Annotated in this window: 15 protein-coding genes, 1 pseudogene and 1 riboswitch; of the genes and pseudogenes, 10 read left to right on the top strand and 6 right to left on the bottom strand. The window is 68.0% G+C overall.

All coding sequences use genetic code 11. The features are described 5' to 3' along the window. The first annotated feature begins 87 nt into the window (after positions 1-87). From murG to ftsZ, 6 genes are all read left to right on the top strand, one after another. Positions 88-1,287, top strand: coding sequence for an undecaprenyldiphospho-muramoylpentapeptide beta-N-acetylglucosaminyltransferase (murG, locus tag K2L43_RS16030; protein ID WP_011806764.1), 1,200 nt, complete (start codon positions 88-90; stop codon positions 1,285-1,287). After that, positions 1,284-2,717 (top strand): UDP-N-acetylmuramate--L-alanine ligase, encoded by a 1,434-nt coding sequence (gene murC, locus K2L43_RS16025; RefSeq protein ID WP_011806763.1) that lies wholly within the window; start codon positions 1,284-1,286, stop codon positions 2,715-2,717. The genes murG and murC overlap by 4 nt, the downstream gene beginning before the upstream one ends. Beyond that, the gene (locus K2L43_RS16020; RefSeq protein ID WP_220637973.1) at positions 2,714-3,712 is read left to right on the top strand and encodes a D-alanine--D-alanine ligase; all 999 of its coding nucleotides are present in this window, start codon (positions 2,714-2,716) and stop codon (positions 3,710-3,712) included. Before murC ends, K2L43_RS16020 begins: the two co-directional genes overlap by 4 nt. Further along, positions 3,709-4,542: a cell division protein FtsQ/DivIB gene (locus K2L43_RS16015; protein ID WP_011806761.1), complete on the top strand. Its 834-nt coding sequence runs from the start codon at positions 3,709-3,711 to the stop codon at positions 4,540-4,542. Before K2L43_RS16020 ends, K2L43_RS16015 begins: the two co-directional genes overlap by 4 nt. 17 nt (positions 4,543-4,559) lie before the next feature. Further along, positions 4,560-5,789 carry a cell division protein FtsA gene (ftsA, locus tag K2L43_RS16010; RefSeq protein WP_015914259.1) on the top strand — a complete coding sequence of 410 codons (1,230 nt, stop codon included), beginning with the start codon at positions 4,560-4,562 and terminating at the stop codon, positions 5,787-5,789. 162 nt (positions 5,790-5,951) lie between these two features. Then, positions 5,952-7,181: a cell division protein FtsZ gene (ftsZ, locus tag K2L43_RS16005; RefSeq protein WP_011806759.1), complete on the top strand. Its 1,230-nt coding sequence runs from the start codon at positions 5,952-5,954 to the stop codon at positions 7,179-7,181. Positions 7,182-7,252: 71 nt separating this feature from the next. Here ftsZ and K2L43_RS16000 read toward each other — a convergent pair. Beyond that, positions 7,253-8,611, bottom strand: a pseudogene (locus K2L43_RS16000) (methyl-accepting chemotaxis protein); the annotation flags it as partial. A gap of 220 nt (positions 8,612-8,831) precedes the next feature. Between K2L43_RS16000 and lpxC the strand changes: the two are divergent. The 3 genes from lpxC to thiC all read left to right on the top strand — a co-directional run bounded on the left by lpxC (position 8,832) and on the right by thiC (position 12,039). Next, positions 8,832-9,755 carry a UDP-3-O-acyl-N-acetylglucosamine deacetylase gene (gene lpxC / locus K2L43_RS15995; RefSeq protein WP_220637972.1) on the top strand — a complete coding sequence of 308 codons (924 nt, stop codon included), beginning with the start codon at positions 8,832-8,834 and terminating at the stop codon, positions 9,753-9,755. An 18-nt stretch (positions 9,756-9,773) separates the two neighbouring features. After that, positions 9,774-9,950 (top strand): hypothetical protein, encoded by a 177-nt coding sequence (locus K2L43_RS15990; protein WP_011806756.1) that lies wholly within the window; start codon positions 9,774-9,776, stop codon positions 9,948-9,950. Between the two features lie 33 nt (positions 9,951-9,983). Beyond that, positions 9,984-10,093, top strand: a riboswitch (TPP riboswitch). Positions 10,094-10,194: 101 nt separating this feature from the next. Continuing rightward, positions 10,195-12,039, top strand: a complete 1,845-nt coding sequence (gene thiC, locus K2L43_RS15985; protein WP_220637971.1) for a phosphomethylpyrimidine synthase ThiC — start codon at positions 10,195-10,197, stop codon at positions 12,037-12,039. 51 nt (positions 12,040-12,090) lie between these two features. Here the strand turns inward: thiC and K2L43_RS15980 are convergent, their stop codons facing one another. Further along, complete coding sequence (locus K2L43_RS15980; RefSeq protein WP_220637970.1) at positions 12,091-13,716, bottom strand: methyl-accepting chemotaxis protein; 1,626 nt, start codon at positions 13,714-13,716, stop codon at positions 12,091-12,093. Positions 13,717-13,970: 254 nt separating this feature from the next. Here K2L43_RS15980 and K2L43_RS15975 point away from each other — a divergent pair, with 254 nt between their 5' ends. Next, positions 13,971-15,623 (top strand): methyl-accepting chemotaxis protein, encoded by a 1,653-nt coding sequence (locus K2L43_RS15975; RefSeq protein WP_172208484.1) that lies wholly within the window; start codon positions 13,971-13,973, stop codon positions 15,621-15,623. A 36-nt stretch (positions 15,624-15,659) separates the two neighbouring features. On the opposite strand, the gene ruvC is transcribed toward K2L43_RS15975, so the two are convergent. The 4 genes from ruvC to K2L43_RS15955 form a co-directional block, all read right to left on the bottom strand. Continuing rightward, positions 15,660-16,220, bottom strand: a complete 561-nt coding sequence (gene ruvC / locus K2L43_RS15970; protein WP_011806752.1) for a crossover junction endodeoxyribonuclease RuvC — start codon at positions 16,218-16,220, stop codon at positions 15,660-15,662. 79 nt (positions 16,221-16,299) lie between these two features. After that, the gene (gene mtgA, locus K2L43_RS15965) at positions 16,300-17,022 is read right to left on the bottom strand and encodes a monofunctional biosynthetic peptidoglycan transglycosylase (RefSeq protein WP_220637969.1); all 723 of its coding nucleotides are present in this window, start codon (positions 17,020-17,022) and stop codon (positions 16,300-16,302) included. A 3-nt stretch (positions 17,023-17,025) separates the two neighbouring features. Further along, positions 17,026-17,874 (bottom strand): shikimate dehydrogenase, encoded by an 849-nt coding sequence (aroE, locus tag K2L43_RS15960; protein WP_220637968.1) that lies wholly within the window; start codon positions 17,872-17,874, stop codon positions 17,026-17,028. Then, positions 17,874-18,734: an energy transducer TonB gene (locus tag K2L43_RS15955; protein WP_041836422.1), complete on the bottom strand. Its 861-nt coding sequence runs from the start codon at positions 18,732-18,734 to the stop codon at positions 17,874-17,876. Before K2L43_RS15955 ends, aroE begins: the two co-directional genes overlap by 1 nt. Positions 18,735-18,778 lie beyond the last annotated feature (44 nt).

Below are 18,778 nucleotides of genomic sequence, written 5' to 3'. Positions count from 1 at the left end.
TATTCACCACCTCGGGCTGGTGGCAGTGCGTCGGTACTGCCGGCTTGCCATGCCCCTGCGCGCGCGCCGCGCACCAGGAGCGCCGACATGACGTCACGTTTCGGCCACAGCCAGCACCCCCGCCGTGGGCGATCCGCGCGCGCGCGGGCCGGACGGCGCGAGGGCGTTCAGTCCAACTTTCCCGCGACGCAGGTCCTGGAGCGCTCTGCGCACTCCCTTCCCGCGCGCCAACGCACGGCGCTGGTCATGGCCGGTGGAACGGGTGGACATATCTTTCCTGGCCTGGCACTGGCCGAGGCGCTGCGCGAACGTGGCTGGCAGGTGCATTGGCTGGGCACGCCCGGCAGCATGGAAGAGCGCCTGGTGCCGCCGCGCGGTTTTGCGTTCGAGCCCATCGATTTCTCCGGCGTGCGCGGCAAGGGCCTGAAGACGCTGCTGGCCTTGCCGCTGCGGCTGGCGCGCGCATGCCTGCAGGCGCGCGCGGTCGTGCGTCGGCTGCAGCCGGACGTGGTGATCGGCCTGGGCGGGTACGTCACCTTCCCTGGCGGCATTGCCGCGCGCCTGGCGCGCAAGCCGCTGCTGCTGCACGAGCAGAACTCCGTGCCCGGCATGGCCAACAAGCTGCTGTCGCGGCTGGCCACGCGGGTCTACACGGCCTTTCCCAATGTGCTGCCCGATGCGCAGTGGGTGGGCAACCCCATGCGGCGCGCCTTTACGCGCCAGCCCCGTCCCGAGCGGCGCCTTGCCGGGCGCGAAGGTCCGCTGCGCCTGCTGGTGGTGGGCGGCAGTCTGGGCGCCAAGGCGCTCAACGACATCGTGCCCCAGGCGCTGGCATGGATCCATGAGCAGGACCGACCCATCGTCACCCACCAGAGCGGAGAGTCCCAAATCGAGGCCCTGCGCCGCAGCTACGCGGCGGCGGGCGTCGAGGCCACGCTCACGCCGTTCATCGAGGACACCGCGGCCGCGTTCGCCGAAGCGGACCTGGTGCTGTGCCGCGCGGGCGCCAGCACGGTGACGGAGATTGCGGCCGTGGGGGCTGCGGCGGTCTTCGTGCCATTCCCGCACGCGGTGGACGACCACCAGACCACCAACGCGCAGTACCTGGTGAAGGTGGGCGGGGGCTGGCTGGTGCAGCAGGCCGACCTGACCGCCCACGGCCTGGCCGAGATGCTGCAGAACATGAAGCGCCAGGACCTGCTGGCCAAGGCGCAAAAGGCACGCACGATGCGAAAGATCAACGCAACCCGCGACATCGTCGCGGCATGTGAAAGGCTGGCACGATGAAGCAGGCCATTCGCCACATCCACTTCGTCGGCATCGGCGGCTCCGGCATGTGCGGCATTGCCGAGGTGTTGCACAACCTGGGCTATGTGGTTTCCGGCTCCGACCTGGCCGACAGCCCCACGCTGCGCCGCCTGCAGTCACTGGGCGTGGCCACCCATGTGGGCCACGCGGCGGCGCACATCGCTGGTGCGGACGCCGTCGTGACCTCCACCGCTGTGCAGGCCGACAACCCCGAGGTGCTGGCCGCGCGTGAGCGCAAGATACCCGTGGTGCCGCGCGCGTTGATGCTGACCGAGCTGATGCGCCTGCGCAAGGGCATCGCCATTGCCGGCGCACACGGCAAGACCACCACCACCAGCCTGGTGGCCAGCGTGCTGGGGGAGGCGGGGCTGGACCCGACCTTCGTGATCGGCGGGCGGCTGAACAGCGCGGGCACCAATGCCAAGCTCGGCCAGGGCGAGTACATCGTGGTCGAGGCCGACGAGTCGGATGGCTCGTTCCTCAACCTGCTGCCTGTGATGGCCGTGGTCACCAACATCGATGCCGATCACATGGAGACCTACGGCCACGACTTCGGCCGGCTCAAGCAGGCGTTCGTGGACTTCCTGCACCGTATGCCGTTTTACGGCACGGCCATCCTGTGCATCGACAACCCGGCGGTGCGCGACATCCTGCCGCTGGTGACCTGCCCGGTGACGAGCTACGGCCTGTCCGAGGATGCCGAGGTGCGCGCCGTGGATGTGCGTGCCGTGGGCACGCAGATGCATTTCACCGTGCAGCGGCGCAACGGCGTGACGCTGCCGGACCTGCAGGTCGTGCTCAACCTGGCCGGCGAGCACAACGTGCTCAACGCCCTGGCGGTGATCGCCGTGGCGGCCGAGCTGAACGTGCCCGACGACGCCCTGCTGCGCGCACTCGCTGGTTTCACCGGGGTGGGTCGGCGCTTCCAGCGCCACGGCGACCTGCCCGCGCAGGGTGGGGGGCACTTCACGCTCATCGAGGACTACGGGCACCACCCGGTGGAGATGGCGGCCACGCTTGCGGCCGCGCGCGGGGCGTATCCGGGGCGGCGCCTGGTGCTGGCCTTCCAGCCGCACCGCTACAGCCGCACGCGCGACTGCTTCGAGGACTTCGTCAAGGTGCTGGGCACAGCCGACGCGGTGCTGCTGACCGAGGTCTATGCCGCGGGCGAGGCTCCCATCGTGGCGGCCGACGGCCGGTCGCTGGCGCGCGCACTGCGCGTGGCCGGCACGGTGGAGCCGGTGTTCATCGACAACGTGGCCGACATGCCGCAGCGCATTGCCGCGGGCGCCCGGGATGGCGATGTGGTGCTGTGCATGGGGGCGGGCTCGATCGGTGGCGTACCCGCCAAGGTGGTTGATTTGCTACAAAAAAATGAGCTGCTAGCGCAGGAAGGACGGGCGCAATGAGCCAAAATGACCTCAAGATTGATGTGAAGGCGCTGGGCAAAGTGGCCGTGCTCATGGGGGGCACGTCGGCCGAGCGTGAGGTGTCGCTGATGTCGGGCGGCGGCGTGCTGCAGGCGCTGCGCTCGCGTGGCGTGGACGCGCATGCGTTCGACCCCGCGCACAGTGATCTGTCGGAGCTCAAGGCCCACGGCTACAGCCGCTGCTTCATCGCGCTGCACGGCCGCCATGGCGAGGACGGTACGGTGCAGGGCGCGCTGGAGCTGCTGGGCATTCCGTACACCGGTCCCGGCGTGATGGCGTCCAGCATCGCCATGGACAAGATCATGACCAAGCGCATCTGGCGCGCGGACGGCTTGCCCACGCCAGACTGGCGCCTGGTGTCCAGCAGTGCGGAGACGGCCCAGGCATTCCAGGAGCTGGGCGCGCCGATGATCGTCAAGCCCTCGCGCGAGGGCTCCACCATCGGCCTGACCAAGGTCACTTCGCTGGGGCAGTGCGAACAGGCATATCGGCTGGCCGCGCAGCATGACCCCGAGGTGCTGTGCGAGCAGTTCATCGATGGTGACGAGACCACCTGTCCCATACTGGGCCAAGGCGCCGAGGCGCGCGCGCTGCCGGTGATCCGCATCGAGGCGCCCCAGGGCAACTACGACTACCAGAACAAGTACTTCACCGACGTCACGCAGTACCACTGCCCGAGCGGTCTGCCCGAGGCCGATGAGCGCGAGATCCAGCGCATCGTCGTGCAGGCTTACCGTACGCTGGGTTGCCGCGGCTGGGCGCGCGCCGACATCATGATCCGCGCGAGCGATCGCAAGCCCTTCCTGCTGGAAATCAACACCTCGCCCGGCATGACCGGCCACTCGCTGGTGCCGATGTCGGCCAATGCCAGCGGCGTCAGCTACCCCGACCTGTGCCTGCGCATCCTGGCGAGCGCGTCGCTGGACGCGCTGCAGGGCCGGGCCGGTGCGGCAGGAGGACGGGAGCCGGTATGAACAACACGCTGCCCGCACCGCTGGACGTTCGCCTCATGAACATGACCGCCACGGTCCTGTTCCTGGGCTGCGCCCTGGCCGTGCTGGCGGTGGGCGGGGGCTGGCTGCTGCGCCATCCCGCGTTCTCGATCGGGCGCATCGTGGTGGAAGGCGACCTCGTGCACACCAGCGCGTTGAGCCTGCGTGCCAACGTTGCGCCGCAACTCGTGGGCAACTTCTTCACCATCGACTTGCAGGCCGCGCGCCGCGCCTTCGAGCAGGTGCCCTGGGTGCGGCAGGCCTATGTGCGCCGCGAGTTCCCCAGTGGCCTGCGCGTGCAGCTGCAGGAGCACGACGTGGTCGCCTACTGGGGCGCCGAAGGCAGCGACACCCTGGTCAATAGCCGGGGCGAGGTCTTTGAAGCCGACGCGGGCGACCTGGAGCAGGACAACCTGCCGCGCCTGATGGGCACGCCCGAGCGCTCCGCGGAGTTGCTGCAGATGTACCGCCAGCTGGCGCCCGCGTTGGCGCCGCTGGGTTCCGGCATCGACTCGTTGCAGCTCACGGGGAATGGAGGCTGGCGGGTCACGCTGGACAGCGGGGCGGTGCTGGAGCTGGGGAGTGGCTCGACGCAATTGCTGATGCAGCGCGTGTCGCGTTTGGTGCACACGCTGCCGGACGTGGCGCAGCGGCAGGGGCGTCGCGTGGATGCGCTGGAGTACGCCGACTTGCGGCATGAAAGCGGCTATGCGCTGCGCCTGCGCGGCGTCACCACCGTGAGTACGGATGCACAGAAGGCGGCTGCGCTGCGCGCGGCGTCGCATGCGCGCAGGGCGGGGCAGAACAACTGAGGGCAGGACAGAGAACTATGGCAAGAGAATACAAAGACGTGGTCGTGGGGCTGGACATCGGCACCGCCAAGGTCATGGCAGTCGTCGCTGAAGTGCTGCCCGGGGGCGAGCTGAAGCTGGCCGGCCTGGGCGTAGCCCCCAGCAATGGCTTGAAGCGCGGCGTGGTGGTGAACATCGACGCCACGGTGCAGAGCATCCAGCAGGCGCTGAAGGAGGCCGAGTTGATGGCCGACTGCAAGATCCAGCGCGTCTATACCGGCATCACGGGCAGCCATATCCGCGGCCTCAACTCCAGCGGCATGGTGGCCGTGAAGGACAAGGAGGTCACGCCGGCGGACGTGGCGCGCGTGGTGGAGACGGCCAAGGCCATCAACATCTCCAGCGACCAGCGGCTGCTGCTGGTGGAGCCGCAGGAATTCGTGATCGACGGGCAGGATGTCAAAGAGCCCATCGGCATGAGCGGCATCCGCCTGGAGGCCAAGATCCACATCGTGACCGGTGCGCAGAGCGCGGCCGAGAACATCATCAAGTGCGTGCGCCGCTGCGGCCTGGAAGTGGAGCAGCTGATGCTGAACCCGCTGGCGAGCAGCCAGGCCGTCCTTACCGATGACGAGCGCGAACTGGGCGTGGCCGTGGTGGACATTGGCGCGGGCACCACCGATGTGGCCATCTTCACCGGGGGGGCGATCCGCCACACGGCGGTGATCCCGATCGCGGGCGACCTGATCACCAGCGATATCGCGATGGCGCTGCGCACACCCACCAAGGACGCCGAGGACATCAAGGTGGAGAGCGGCTACGCCAAGCAGTTGCTCGCCGACCCTGAGGCGCAGGTCGAGGTGCCGGGCCTGGGCGACCGCAGCCCGCGCATGCTGTCCAAGCAGGCGCTGGCGGGCGTGATCGAACCGCGCGTGGAGGAGATCTTCTCGCTGGTGCAGCAGGTGATCCGCGAGTCCGGCTATGAGGAGGTGCTGTCCTCGGGCATCGTGATCACGGGCGGCAGCTCCGTCATGCCGGGCATGGTGGAGCTGGGCGAGGACATCTTCCTCAAGCCCGTGCGCCGCGGCATCCCGAAGTACTCCAGCGCGCTGGCCGACATGATTGCCCAGCCGCGCGCCGCCACGGTCATGGGCCTGCTGGAAGAGGCGCGCCTGGCGCGCCTGCGCGGCTTCAAGGTGGCAGCCAAGAGCGGCTCGGTGAAGACCGCGTTCGGCCGGTTCAAGGACTTCATCGTGGGGAACTTCTGACATGACCTTCCCCCCGCTCTGGATGGCACGCGCCAGTCCGCCGCCGCGGCGCCGCGGGCGATGGCGAAGTACCGCGCCTCCGCCCGACGGCAATGACCGTCCCCTAACAAACACCAACCTACGGCAATTGCAAATCACAACCCAAGTTTCAGGAGCACCATCATGACCATCGAAATGATCGAGTCCGAAGAGTTCAACCAGGGCACGCAGATCAAGGTGATCGGTGTCGGCGGGGGCGGCGGCAACGCCGTCGAGCACATGATCTCGCGCAACGTGCAGGGCGTGGAGTTCGTCACGGCCAACACCGACGCGCAGGCGCTCACCCGCAGCACGGCGCATCGCACCATCCAACTGGGCGCAAGCGGCTTGGGCGCGGGCAGCAAGCCCGACAAGGGCCGCGAGGCCGCCGAGGCTGCGCAGGAGGACATCCGGCAGGCCATCCAGGGCTCGCACATGCTGTTCATTACCGCCGGCATGGGCGGCGGCACGGGCACGGGCGCTGCGCCCGTGATCGCGCGCGTGGCCAAGGAGATGGGCATCCTCACGGTGGGCGTGGTCACCAAGCCCTTCGACTGGGAGGGCGGGCGCCGCATGAAGAACGCCGACGATGGGCTGGCCGAGCTCGAAGCCAACGTCGACTCGCTGATCGTCGTGCTCAACGAGAAGCTGCTGGAGGTGCTGGGCGATGACATCACCCAGGAAGAAGCCTTCGCGCACGCCAACGATGTGCTCAAGAACGCGGTCGGCGGTATCGCCGAGATCATCAACGAGTACGGCCAGGTGAACGTGGACTTCGAGGACGTGCGCACCGTGATGGGCGAACCCGGCAAGGCGATGATGGGCACGGCCACGGCCAGCGGCCCGGATCGCGCGCGCATCGCGGCCGAGCAGGCCATCGCCTGCCCGCTGCTCGAAGGCATCGACCTGTCGGGCGCCAAGGGCGTGCTGGTGCTGGTCACCGCAAGCAAGGGCAGCCTCAAGCTGGCCGAATCGCGGCTGGCAATGAACACCATCAACGCCTACGCCTCGCCGGACGCGCATGTGATCTTCGGCGCGGCATACGACGACACGCTGGGTGACGAGATCCGCGTGACCGTGGTGGCCACGGGCCTGTCGCGCCAGAACGCGCGCCGCCAGCCCATGCAGGTGGTGCAGGGCAGCCTGCGCACCGGCACGGACAACGTGGCGTACCAGATGCCGATGGCCGGCGCAGCGGTCGGAGTTTCCGCCGGCATGGTGGGCGGTGCGGCCCAGGCCGACTACGGCAGCATGGCCGTGCCGAGCGTCTGGCGCACCAACCGTTCCGTGGCCACGGCGCGCGTGGATGCGCTGTCTTCGGGCGGCATGGACGAACTGGAGATTCCGGCCTTCCTGCGCAAGCAGGCGGACTGAAGCTCCACCGGCGCCACGACCAAGGTGCCTGAATGAAAAAGCCGCTGGCGTGCCAGCGGCTTTTTCATGTGCGGTCGCGCATCCGCATGACGTGCGCTACACGGCGCGCACTGGCGCCTGTGAGTGCCGCACGGATCGGCGCGCGCCGCGGGGGCTGCAGCACGCGTGGGCGCCGTGGCGGGGCGGGGTCGCTGTACCTCGCCTGCCTGCACGCGGAACAGCGCCACCACGTCCGTCAGCTTCATGGCCTGCTCGCGCAGGCTGGCCGCCGCGGCGGTGGATTCCTCCACCAGCGCGGAGTTCTGCTGCGTCATCTGGTCAAGCTGGTGCATGGCGGTGCTGACCTGGGCAATGCCCTGGCTTTGCTCGGAGGTGGCGGCGCGCACTTCGCCAATGATGTCCGTCACCCGCTGAACGCTGCTGACGATCTCGGTCATGGTGCTGCCGGCGCTGTCCACCAGTGTCGTGCCGGAGCGGACCTTTTCCACCGAATCGTTGATCAACGCCTTGATCTCCTTGGCGGCTTGCGCACTGCGCTGCGCGAGCGTGCGGACCTCTCCGGCCACCACGGCAAAGCCCCGGCCTTGTTCGCCGGCGCGCGCGGCCTCCACGGCAGCGTTGAGCGCCAGGATGTTGGTCTGGAAGGCGGCACCGTCGATCACGCCGATGATGTCACTGATCTTGCCGCTGCTGGCGTTGATGCCTTCCATGGTGCTCACCACCAGGGATACCACGTCCCCGCCGCGTGCCGCCACCTGCGCGGCCGATGCGGCCAATTGGTTGGCGGTCTGGGTGGCGTCGGAGGTCTGGCGCACCGTGCTGGAGAGCTCTTCCATGCTGCTGGCCGTGGCCTGCAGGTTGCTGGCCGTGTCCTCGGTGCGATGGGCCAGGTCGTTGTTGCCCTGCGCGATCTCACTGGCCGCGGTGGCAATGCTGTCTGAGGCGCTGCGCACCTCAACCACGAGGCGGCGCAGCGAGGCCACCATCTGCGACGCCTTGCCATCCTTGCTGCGCTGCAGTGCGTCCGTGATCTGTTTGAGCAGGTCGTTGCCATCGCCGTCCTTGAGCTTGCCGGCCATGTCCTGGCCTTCCCACTCGGGCTTGATGGGATGCATCACGCCGCGGCTGTCCATGGTCCAGATGTAGAAATACTCGGTCTTGCCTTCCGCACCGCCGTAGCGCGACAGGCGCAGGGATTCCTTGGCGGCCTTCTGCGCGTCCTCTACGCTCATCGCGCCCTTGTCGGCCGCTTCCTTGTAAGCGGCGACGATGCTGTGCGCCGTCTGCACGGCGGTGGTCAGGGTTTCCTTGCGGGCGTCGATGATGAGCTTGCGCTCCTGCAGCAACGACAGGGTCGACATCACGATCAGCGCGAGCAGCGCCGTTCCCAGCATGGCAAGAATCTTCATCTTGAGGCTGAGCTTGGTCATGGGGGGCTTTCTCCGAAATTCGCCAAAATGGCGAGTTTTGTAAACATTTATTAACATAATTACCGCATTTGTTCCAATTTTGTTCGGCGACGCGCTCGTTGTCCGTATGTCAGCGCTTCTGCAGATCGACGCGCAGCGCAGGCGGCAGAACGTTTCGCTGCTATCAACGTCATAGAAAAGGGGTACTGCCGGCCCGTGTGTGGCGGACTAAAATCGGCGGATGCTTCAGCAACGCACCATCAAGACCCTGACCCGCGCCGTGGGCGTAGGCCTGCACGGCGGCCAGCGGGTCGAGTTGACGTTGCGCCCGGCACAGCCGGACACGGGGATCGTGTTCCGCCGCGTGGATCTGCCGGAGCCGGTGGACATTCCCATTACCGCCACGGCCGTCGTGGATACGCGCATGGCCTCGACCATTGGCGCTGGTGGTGCGAAGGTGCATACCGTGGAGCACCTCATGTCGGCCTGCGCAGGGCTGGGGCTGGACAACCTCTACATCGACATCACGGCGGAGGAGGTGCCGATCCTCGACGGATCGTCCGCTTCCTTCGTGTTCCTGCTGCAAAGCGCGGGGGTGGAGTTGCAGAACGCGCCCAAGCGCTTCATACGGGTCAAGCGCCCCGTGGAAGTGCGTGAAGGCACGGGCCAGCAGCTCAAGTGGGCGCGGCTGGAGCCCTACCATGGCTTCAAGCTGCGCTTCGACATCGACTTCGCCCACCCCGCCGTGGACTCCACCGGGCAGAGCGCGGAGTTCGATCTGGGCGAAGGCAACTACGCGCGCGACATTGCGCGCGCCCGCACCTTCGGCTTCACGAAGGACGTGGAGATGCTGCGCTCCAGCGGCCTGGCGCTGGGTGGCGGGCTGGACAACGCCATCGTCATGGACGACTACAAGGTGCTCAACGCCGATGGCCTGCGCTACGACGCCGAGTTCGCCCGCCACAAGATCCTCGATGCCATGGGTGACCTGTACCTCGTCGGCAAGCCGCTGCTGGCGGCCTATAGCGCCTTCCGCTCGGGCCACGCCATGAACAACCTGCTGTTGCGCGAACTGCTGGCCCACGAGGATGCGTGGGAGATCGTGACCTTCGAGAATGAGCGCCAGGCGCCCGCAGGTTTCACACAGCCGGTGCGTGCCTGGTAACGGACGGGGGACGCGTGCATGTTGATCTTCCGATGGGCTGTCCTTCTGCTGCTGCTGGCTGCCGGCGTGTCGTTTGCCTTTTTTGCCGCTACGGGACAGCAGCGCTACAAGCGTTTTGGACTGGTCATCGTCAAATGGACCGTGATCGCGGCGTCCATGTTCTTCCTGGTGCTGATCCTCGAGCGTCTGCTGTAAGGCACCTTGCTGGCGGTCAAGTCGCCTATACTCGGCCCCGCTCCGGGGTGCACGTAACGGCGTGCTGAGATGGCGGACCTGACCGCCGGAACCGCGAACTTGATCTGGTTCATGCCAGCGTAAGAAGAGCTGCAGTCGGATAGGGGGAAACGGGTACACCCGCAAGAAGGGTCGTGCTCCGTCCGTCCATCCGATCGATAGCGGAGCAATTCCATCCATCCCGCCGATGAAGGAGCTGCCCGCCATGAATGCCCCCGACAAGTTCGCCAGCCTGCTTGCGCTCACGCGCGAACCCTTTCCCGCTTCCACCAAGTCCTACCTCGCCGGCAGCCAGCCCGGGCTGCGCGTGCCGGTGCGCGACATTCAGCTCACCAACGGCGAAGTGGTGAGCGTGTACGACACGTCCGGCCCCTATACCGATCCTGCCGTGCAGATCGACGTGCGCAAGGGCCTTGCGAGCGTGCGGGGCAAATGGATTGCCGCGCGCGGCGACACCGAGGGCTATGAGGGTCGCGTGCGCAAGGCGCTGGACGACGGCCAGAAGGCCGAGGATGGCGACCGCCTGGCCCAGCTGCGCGCCGAGGCTGCGGCGCTGCAGCGCCAGCCGCTGCGCGCCAGGAGCGGCGCCAACGTCACGCAGATGCACTACGCGAAGAAGGGCATCGTCACTCCCGAGATGGAATACGTGGCCTTGCGCGAGAACGGTCGCCGCGAGTGGATGCAGCAATACATGCAGGACACCGCGCGCGAGCAGCGCCTGGCCGGCAACCCGCTGGGTGCGAGCATCCCGAAAATCATCACGCCCGAGTTCGTGCGCGACGAGGTCGCCCGTGGCCGCGCCATCATTCCCGCCAACATCAACCACCCCGAAGTGGAGCCCATGGCCATCGGGCGCAACTTCAAGGTGAAGATCAACGCCAACATCGGCAACTCCGCCGTCACGTCGAGCATCGAGGAAGAGGTGGAGAAGCTCGTCTGGGCCATCCGCTGGGGCGCCGACAACGTGATGGACCTGTCCACCGGCAAGAACATCCACACCACGCGCGACTGGATCGTGCGCAACTCGCCCGTGCCCATCGGCACGGTGCCTATCTACCAGGCGCTGGAAAAGGTCGGTGGCATTGCCGAGGACCTGACCTGGGAGATCTTCCGCGACACGCTGGTCGAGCAGGCCGAGCAGGGCGTGGACTATTTCACCATCCACGCGGGCGTGCGCCTGGCCTACATCCACCTGACGGCCCAACGCCGCACGGGCATCGTGTCCCGTGGCGGCTCCATCATGGCCAAGTGGTGCATGGCGCACCACCGCGAAAGCTTTTTGTACGAGCACTTCGAGGACATCTGCGACATCATGAAGGCCTACGACGTCAGCTTCAGCCTGGGCGACGGCCTGCGCCCCGGCTGCGCCTCGGATGCCAACGACGAGGCGCAGTTTGCCGAGCTGCACACGCTGGGCGAACTCACGCAGATCGCCTGGAAGCACGACGTGCAGACCATGATCGAAGGCCCCGGCCACGTGCCCATGCACATGATCCAGGCCAACATGACGGAGCAGCTCAAGACCTGCCACGAGGCGCCGTTCTACACCCTGGGCCCGCTGACCATCGATATCGCCCCCGGCTACGACCACATCGCCAGCGCCATCGGTGCCGCCATGATCGGCTGGATGGGCACGGCCATGCTGTGCTACGTGACGCCCAAGGAGCACCTGGGCCTGCCCGACCGCGACGATGTCAAGCAGGGCATCATTGCCTACAAGATCGCGGCCCACGCGGCCGACGTGGCCAAGGGCCACCCGGGCGCCCGCGCGCGTGACGATGCGCTCAGCCAGGCGCGGTTCGACTTCCGCTGGCAGGACCAGTTCAACCTGGGCCTGGACCCCGATACGGCCAAGGAGTACCACGACGAGACCCTGCCCAAGGACAGCGCCAAGGTGGCGCACTTCTGCTCCATGTGCGGGCCGAAGTTCTGCTCGATGAAGATCACGCAGGAAGTGCGCGAATTCGCCCAACAGGGCCTGCAGTCCAAGGCCGAGGAGTTCAACCGCACGGGCGGCGAGCTCTACGTGCCCATCCACCGCGCCGACTGACCCACGCAAAGCCGCCGGCCTGTCATGCCAGGCCGGCTCCAAGTGGCCGTATCAGGCCGCGGCCAGCAGCCGGGTGGGCATGGGCGACGGCAGTGCGTGCGCCAGTTCACCCGGCAGGCGGAAGCGGCTGACCTGCGCCGCCAGCTCATGGGCCTGGCCGCGCAAGCTCTCGGTGGCGGCCGCGGACTCTTCCACGAGGGCCGCGTTCTGCTGGGTCATCTGGTCCAGCCGCGACAGGGCCGAGTGGATGGAGAGGATGTCCTGCTGCTGCGCATGGTGGCTGGAGCGTATGTCGGCCATCGTGCGCGCGGCGTCCTGGATGGCCGCCACCACCTGCTCCATGGTCCGCTCCGCATCAGCGGCCAGGGTGGCGCCGGCATCCACCTGCTGCACGGACGCCTGGATCAGCGCCTTGATCTCGCGCGCGGCCTCGGCCGAGCGGTTCGCCAGGCTGCGCACTTCGCTGGCCACCACCGCGAAACCGCGGCCCTGTTCACCGGCACGTGCGGCTTCCACCGCGGCGTTCAACGCCAAGATGTTGGTCTGGAACGCGATCGAGTCGATCATGCCCGTGATGTCGCCGATCTGGTGCGCGCTGTGGGCCACTTGCTGCATGGTCTGCTCCATGCGCGTCACCACGTTGCTGCCTTCGTGCGCGGTAGCTGCCGCCTGTGCGGCGCGTGCCTCGGCATGCTCGGCGGTCTCGGCCGATTGTTGAACGGCGCGTGTCACATGCTCCAGCGCGGCGGCCGTTTCCTGCAGGCTGGCTGCGGCCTCCTCGGTGCGGGTGGACAGGTGGGCGTTGCCGTTGGCCATCTCGGACGAAGCCGTGTGCAGGCTGTGCACGGAGGTGCTCACCTGTCCGGCCAGGCTGCGCAGCGCGGACTGCATGACCGACAGGGACGTCAGCATGTGCCCGGTTTCGTCCCGGTCGTGGCCCACGATGTCCTGGCGCAGGTCCAGCCCCGCAACACGCTGCGCGGTGTCGCTGGCCAGTGCAATGGGCCGCGTGATGCTGCGCACCAGCCACAGCGCGAGCAGGGTGCCCAGCACCAGGGACAGGCTGCCGAACGCCAGCAGCGACCAGCGCGCCTGCTGGCTCCAGCCGCCCACGGCCAGGGCGGCCGTGTCGATGGACTGGCGCTGCGACTGCGTGAGCGCATCCAGCGACCCCAGCAATGCCTGAGACGCGGGCAGGAAGCGCTCGCCATACACCTGCTGAATGCGTGACGTGAGGCCGAAGTCGCGTGCCTGCACCAGTGCGGCCTGGGCCTCGTGGAAGTCGGCGGCCCGCGCCTTCACGCGGGACAGCAGTTCCTCGTCGGCTGTGCCGGCCAGCCGCTGTGCCAGGGTGGCTACCAGCCTGTCGTACTGCTGCTGCGTAGCGGCAATGTCGGCGCCGATAGCTTGTCCCACCTCGGGTTCTGAACTCAAGGCCACGGCCTTGTAGCGCTCGGCATTGATGGCCTGCAGCCGATAGGCGTCGGCCACCAGTCGTTCGTTGGCCACGCTGTGCTGAACCATGTCGTCCGTCGACTGGCCGATGTGCCGCAGCGACCACACGCCGATGGCCGAGCCGACCAGACTCAGCGCCAGCACCGTCATGAACAGGCCCAGCAGCCGGCGGCCCAGCGGGCCGATGGAAAGAGAGCGGGTAGGGGAAGAAGAGAAGGACATGCGCGTGTTCGGGGTGACCAAAGCCTTAGGGCCGAACCGCACTATGGACAAAGATTGTGACAATATGTTTTCTAGGCATGCCTTGCCGCGTTCCCTAAGCCCCATCTCACCAGAGACAACGGGACCGTGATTACCCTGCCTTGGGATTGAGCGCTTGCAACACACAGTTGCATTCCGGTCCGCCCACGAGGCGGTATCTCTGCCATGGCGTGGAACTTGCACACGCCGGTCATCATGTTCAGCAAAGGAATGCCATGAGGGTTCTGGGGCAGCTTTCCATTCGCGCGCGGCTGTATTTCGCCACGACTTTTTCCCTGGTCCTGCTGACTGCAGTGGGCGCTCTGGGCTACGTTGCGCTCGACCGCTCGCGCAGCACGCTGCAAGAGCTGTTCGCGCGCCAGGTGCAGACGCTCACCGACATGGCCGAACTTCGCACCGGCTTGGGGCACCTGCGCCGCGCCGAGAAGGACATCATCATCAACTTCAACAACGCCGTGGAGGTGCAGGCGCTGCGTGAGGGCTGGAGCCGCCAATTGGATGCGCTGCGCAAGAGCATGGCGCAGGTGCGCGAGGTGCAGGCCGGCAACGTGGAATTCACCGGCGCACTGGACAAAGCGCTGGCCGAGGTCGGGCAGTACGAAGGCGGGCTCGTGCCGATCTTCGACCAGATCGAGCGCGCCCTGCTTGATGGCGCGGGTGCGGGGGCGTATGCCGAGCGTTTCAAGGCCCACATGGACACCACCGATGCCCTGCTGGCCAGCCTGGCCACGCAGGCGCGCGGCCACATGGAAGAGGCGCGCGCCGCCCTGGACCAGCGCACCGCCACCATGTCCATGCTGATTGCTGCAGCCGTGCTGTTGGGGTTGGCGGTGCTGGTGCCGCTGACGTTGTTCAGCGTGCGTTCCATCACGCAATCGCTGGAGCAGGCGCGTGCGCTGGCCGAGCGCATTGCCGCGGGTGACCTGTCGCATGCGGTGCAGTCCCGCCAACGTGACGAGATCGGCAGCCTCGTGGCTGCCATGGGCCGCATGCAGGATGCGCTGCGCACCCTGGTGGGCCAGGTGCAGCAGGCTGCGGGCAGCATCGCCACGGCCAGTGACGAGATTGCCCTGGGCAACCAGGACCTGAGCCAGCGCACCGAGCAGACCGCCGCCAGCCTGCAGCAGACCGCCTCGTCCATGGAGTTGCTCACCGGCACGGTGCAGCACAGTGCCGAATCGTCCCGCCAGGCCAGCGGGCTCGCGGCCAATGCGGCCGAGGTGGCGGTGCGCGGCGGCGCGGTGGTTGCGCAGGTGGTGCAGACCATGGGCGAGATTTCCGACAGCTCGCGGCGCATCGGCGACATCACGGGCGTGATCGACTCCATCGCGTTCCAGACCAACATCCTGGCACTCAATGCCGCCGTGGAGGCCGCGCGCGCCGGTGAACAGGGCCGGGGCTTCGCCGTCGTGGCCAGCGAGGTGCGCAGCCTGGCGCAACGCAGCGCCGACGCCGCCAAGGAAATCAAGGCGCTGATCGGCGCCTCCGTCGAGCGGGTGGAGGGCGGCTCGCGCCTGGTGGCGCAGGCGGGCGAGACCATGACCGAGATCGTGGCCAGCGTGCGCCGGGTTTCCGACATCGTGGCCGAGATCACCAGCGCGGCCGCCGAGCAGGCGGGCAGCATTGGCCAGGTAGGCCAATCGGTCAGCCACCTGGATCAGATGACGCAGCAGAACGCCGCGCTGGTGGAAGAGTCCGCAGCCGCGTCGCAGTCGCTGCGCGACCAGGCGGGCCGACTGACCGAGGCGGTCAGCCGCTTCAAGCTGCAGGGCGGCGCGCCGCAGCCGGGGGCCGTGGCGTTGGCGCGCGCAACCACCGCTCGGGAAATGGCGGAGAAGGACGTTGGCTTGCCCGCGCTTGCTGCGTAGGGAAAGGCCCCAGAGGCAAGGGCCGCGTTCAGTCGTTCAGTAACTGCGCCCGGCCTTGTACATGGCGTGCTGGCGCCGCGTGAGCTGCGCGACCTCGCCCACGCGGGCCATGGCCGCGCCGGCGTGCGCGTGGGTGATGGCCAGGCCCAGGGCGTCGGCGGCATCGGTGCCCGGCAGGCCGGGCAACTCCAGCAGACGGCGCACCATCTCCTGCACCTGCGACTTGGCCGCGCGGCCGTGGCCTACCACGGCCTTCTTCATCTGCAGCGCGGTGTATTCGGCCACGGGCAGATTGGCATTCACCAGCGCGGTGAGCGCCGCGCCGCGCGCCTGGCCCAGCAGCAGCGTGGACTGCGGGTTGACGTTGACGAAGATGATTTCCACCGCCGCTGTGCTGGGCTGGTAGCGCGCTGCCACCTCGCTCACGCCGTCGAACAGCACCTTGAGGCGGCCCGGCAGATCCCCCAGCGCGAGGCCCGTGGCGCGCCCCGTGGTGCGGACGGTGCCGCTGGCCACGTAGCGCAGGCGATGGCCGTCCACGTCCACCACGCCGAAGCCCGTGGTCTGCAGTCCGGGGTCGATGCCAAGGATTCTCATGGACTATTAAATTTATAGCTGTTCGCGCTTGCTGCTATTGGTTTTGAGGCCGATTTTGCTTGTATGAATGACATGTGGTTCAGGGCAACTCGCTGCGCCCCATGCGCGCCAGCAGCGCGCGCGTGCGCCCGGCCAGGTAGGCCGAGCCGGGCGCCTTCTCGAAGCGTTTGGGCGCCGGCAGCATCACGGCCAGGCGCGCGGCCTCGGGCGCGGTGAGCTGGCGCGCGCTCTTGCCGAAGTAGCGCTGCGCGGCGGCCTCGGCGCCGAACACGCCTGCCCCCCATTCCACGTTGTTCAGGTAGATCTCCAGGATGCGCTGCTTGGGCAGGAGTTGCTCCAGCGCCAGGGAGAGCACGAATTCCTGCCCCTTGCGCACCAGGTTGCGCTCGCCCGACAGCAGCAGGTTCTTGGCCAGTTGCTGGGTGATGGTGGAGCCGCCGCGGATCTTGGGCGCGCGCCCCGTGGCCGACGGCCGGGCGGCCAGCTGCGCCTCGATGCGCGCATTGCGCTCCCAGGCCTTTTCGATGGCATCCCAGTCCACGCCGTCGTGGTTGACGAAGTTGTCGTCCTCCGATGCGACCACCGCGCGCTTGAGGTGGTCGGATATCTGTGCGTACGGCACCCACTGCTGGCGCCAGCGCATGCCGCTGCCTTGGGACCATTGCGCCCAGGCCTCGGACCGCTGGAAGGTGGTGGATTCCGGGTCGATCACCGCCATGGCCGCGATGCGCGCTACGAAGAACAGCTGCAGCGCCAGCAGTGCCAGCAGCACCAGCATGCACCAGCGCAGTGCGCCCCGCATGCCTCAGGCCCCCGCGGCGATGGCCGCGCGCAGCTCCTGCAGCACCGGGGCCGACGGCGGGCGCACGCCGCGCCAGAGCAGGAACGCCTCGGCCGCCTGCTCCACCAGCATGCCCAGCCCGTCGCGCGCGGTGGCGCCGTGGCCCGTGGCCCAGTCCAGAAAGGGCTGCGCCGCGGGGCCGTACATCATGTCGTAGGCCAGGCTGCCGGGGCGCAGCACGCTGGCGGGCACGGGCACCGGGCCGCCTTCCAGGCTGCTGGCCGTGGCGTTGATGATCACATCGAAATCGGCCCCTGGCGCTTGCATGTCCAGCGCCAGTAGCTCTGTTTTTTGTAGCGCTGCGAGCGCGGCGTGGCTGTCCACCAGTGCCTGGGCGCGCGCGGGCGTGCGGTTCACGACGGCGATGCGCCGGGGGTACTGCCGCAGCAGCGGGCCCAGCACGCCGGCGGCCGCGCCGCCCGCACCCACCAGCAACACGTCGCGCCCGGCGAGTGGAGCGCCCGCGCCTTGCGTGATGTCGGCCACCAGGCCCAGGCCGTCGGTGTTGTCGGCATGGATGTTGCCGCCGTCGAACACGAGGGTATTGGCCGCGCCGGCCAACTGCACGCGCTCGCTGCGCGTGGTGGCCAGCTGCGCGGCCTCCAGCTTGAACGGCACGGTGATGTTGCAGCCGCGCCCGCCTTCGGCGGCGAAGCTCTGCAGCGCCTGGGCGAAGCCGTCCAGCGGAACCAGGCGGCGCTCGTAGTGCAGCGACTGGCCCGTCAGTTGGGCAAAGCGCGCGTGGATCCACGGCGAGCGGCTATGGGCGATGGGATTGCCCATCACGCAGTAGAGGTCGGCGGCGGCGGTCATCAGCGCAGGTCGGTTTCCAGGGTCTGGTCGCGCGTGAACTTGAAGCGCGAGACCACGGCGATCTGATCGGCCTTGGCGCGCATCGCCGGGCCGAAGTGGCCAAAGGGCCCCGCGGCGCGGGCGATGGCCTCGGCGCGGCGGTCCAGCAGGCGGTTGCCCGAGCCCTGCACCACCTCGGTGGCCAGCACGCGGCCGTCATGGTTCACGGTCAGGATCATGATCAGCTCGCCGTAGAGCTTCTTGCCGCCCTGCTCGGGGAAGTTCTGCGTGCCCTTGTCCTCGACCTTGCGGCGCAGCGCGTCGTAGTACACGGCGTACACCTCTTCGCGCGTGGCGGGGCTGATGTAGCGCTTGCGCGGGCGGGCGTTTTCCTCGTTGATGCGCTTTTCGATCTCGGCCAGCAGCTTCACCAACTGGCGGCGCTTTTCTTCCTGGGCCTGGCTGTCGGTGCTCTGGCTGGGCTTGCGCGGGTCGGGCTCGGGCAGCACGGCGAGCTGCTTGCGCAGCTGGGCCAGCATCTGGGTCTGCTGCTCCAGCATCTGGTCCATCTTGCGCTGGGCTTCCTCCAGGTCGTCGCCGATCGTGGTGAGGGCCGAGTAAGGCAGGGGGCTGGTGGCGCGTCCCTTGGCGGCCTCGCCGCCACCGGCCAGCGACGCCTGCGCGATGGCCTGCGCCTTGTCGGGGCGCTCGTTGGACTGCGCGTTGACCAGGATCACCTCCAGCGGCGTGTCCTGGAACACGCGGTTGAAGCTCTCGGGGTCCACGAAGCGCACCGTGAGCAGTGCGGCATGCACGGCGATGGAGACGCCCAGCGCGATCTGCAGCGTCGTCAGGCGTTGAAGCAGGGTGGAGATTTTCATCGTCGGGCCGCCATCACTGCAGGCCGCGGCGCCCCTGTGGGGCG

The sequence above is a fragment of the Diaphorobacter sp. MNS-0 genome, assembly GCF_019602835.1.
GTDB classification, from domain to species: Bacteria; Pseudomonadota; Gammaproteobacteria; order Burkholderiales; family Burkholderiaceae_C; genus Diaphorobacter; species Diaphorobacter nitroreducens.
This window is presented reverse-complemented; position numbering and strand designations above follow the sequence as displayed.

Excerpts from the sequence above, each read along its gene's own strand:
- thiC (WP_220637971.1), top strand. The coding sequence starts at position 10,195 with ATGAATGCCCCCGACAAGTTCGCCAGCCTGCTTGCGCTCACGCGCGAA.
- murC (WP_011806763.1), top strand. The coding sequence starts at position 1,284 with ATGAAGCAGGCCATTCGCCACATCCACTTCGTCGGCATCGGCGGCTCC.
- K2L43_RS16020 (WP_220637973.1), top strand. The coding sequence starts at position 2,714 with ATGAGCCAAAATGACCTCAAGATTGATGTGAAGGCGCTGGGCAAAGTG.
- ruvC (WP_011806752.1), bottom strand. The coding sequence starts at position 16,220 with ATGAGAATCCTTGGCATCGACCCCGGACTGCAGACCACGGGCTTCGGC.
- K2L43_RS15990 (WP_011806756.1), top strand. The coding sequence starts at position 9,774 with ATGTTGATCTTCCGATGGGCTGTCCTTCTGCTGCTGCTGGCTGCCGGC.
- ftsA (WP_015914259.1), top strand. The coding sequence starts at position 4,560 with ATGGCAAGAGAATACAAAGACGTGGTCGTGGGGCTGGACATCGGCACC.
- K2L43_RS15980 (WP_220637970.1), bottom strand. The coding sequence starts at position 13,716 with ATGTCCTTCTCTTCTTCCCCTACCCGCTCTCTTTCCATCGGCCCGCTG.
- aroE (WP_220637968.1), bottom strand. The coding sequence starts at position 17,874 with ATGACCGCCGCCGCCGACCTCTACTGCGTGATGGGCAATCCCATCGCC.
- mtgA (WP_220637969.1), bottom strand. The coding sequence starts at position 17,022 with ATGCGGGGCGCACTGCGCTGGTGCATGCTGGTGCTGCTGGCACTGCTG.
- K2L43_RS16015 (WP_011806761.1), top strand. The coding sequence starts at position 3,709 with ATGAACAACACGCTGCCCGCACCGCTGGACGTTCGCCTCATGAACATG.
- K2L43_RS15955 (WP_041836422.1), bottom strand. The coding sequence starts at position 18,734 with ATGAAAATCTCCACCCTGCTTCAACGCCTGACGACGCTGCAGATCGCG.
- K2L43_RS15975 (WP_172208484.1), top strand. The coding sequence starts at position 13,971 with ATGAGGGTTCTGGGGCAGCTTTCCATTCGCGCGCGGCTGTATTTCGCC.
- lpxC (WP_220637972.1), top strand. The coding sequence starts at position 8,832 with ATGCTTCAGCAACGCACCATCAAGACCCTGACCCGCGCCGTGGGCGTA.
- murG (WP_011806764.1), top strand. The coding sequence starts at position 88 with ATGACGTCACGTTTCGGCCACAGCCAGCACCCCCGCCGTGGGCGATCC.
- ftsZ (WP_011806759.1), top strand. The coding sequence starts at position 5,952 with ATGACCATCGAAATGATCGAGTCCGAAGAGTTCAACCAGGGCACGCAG.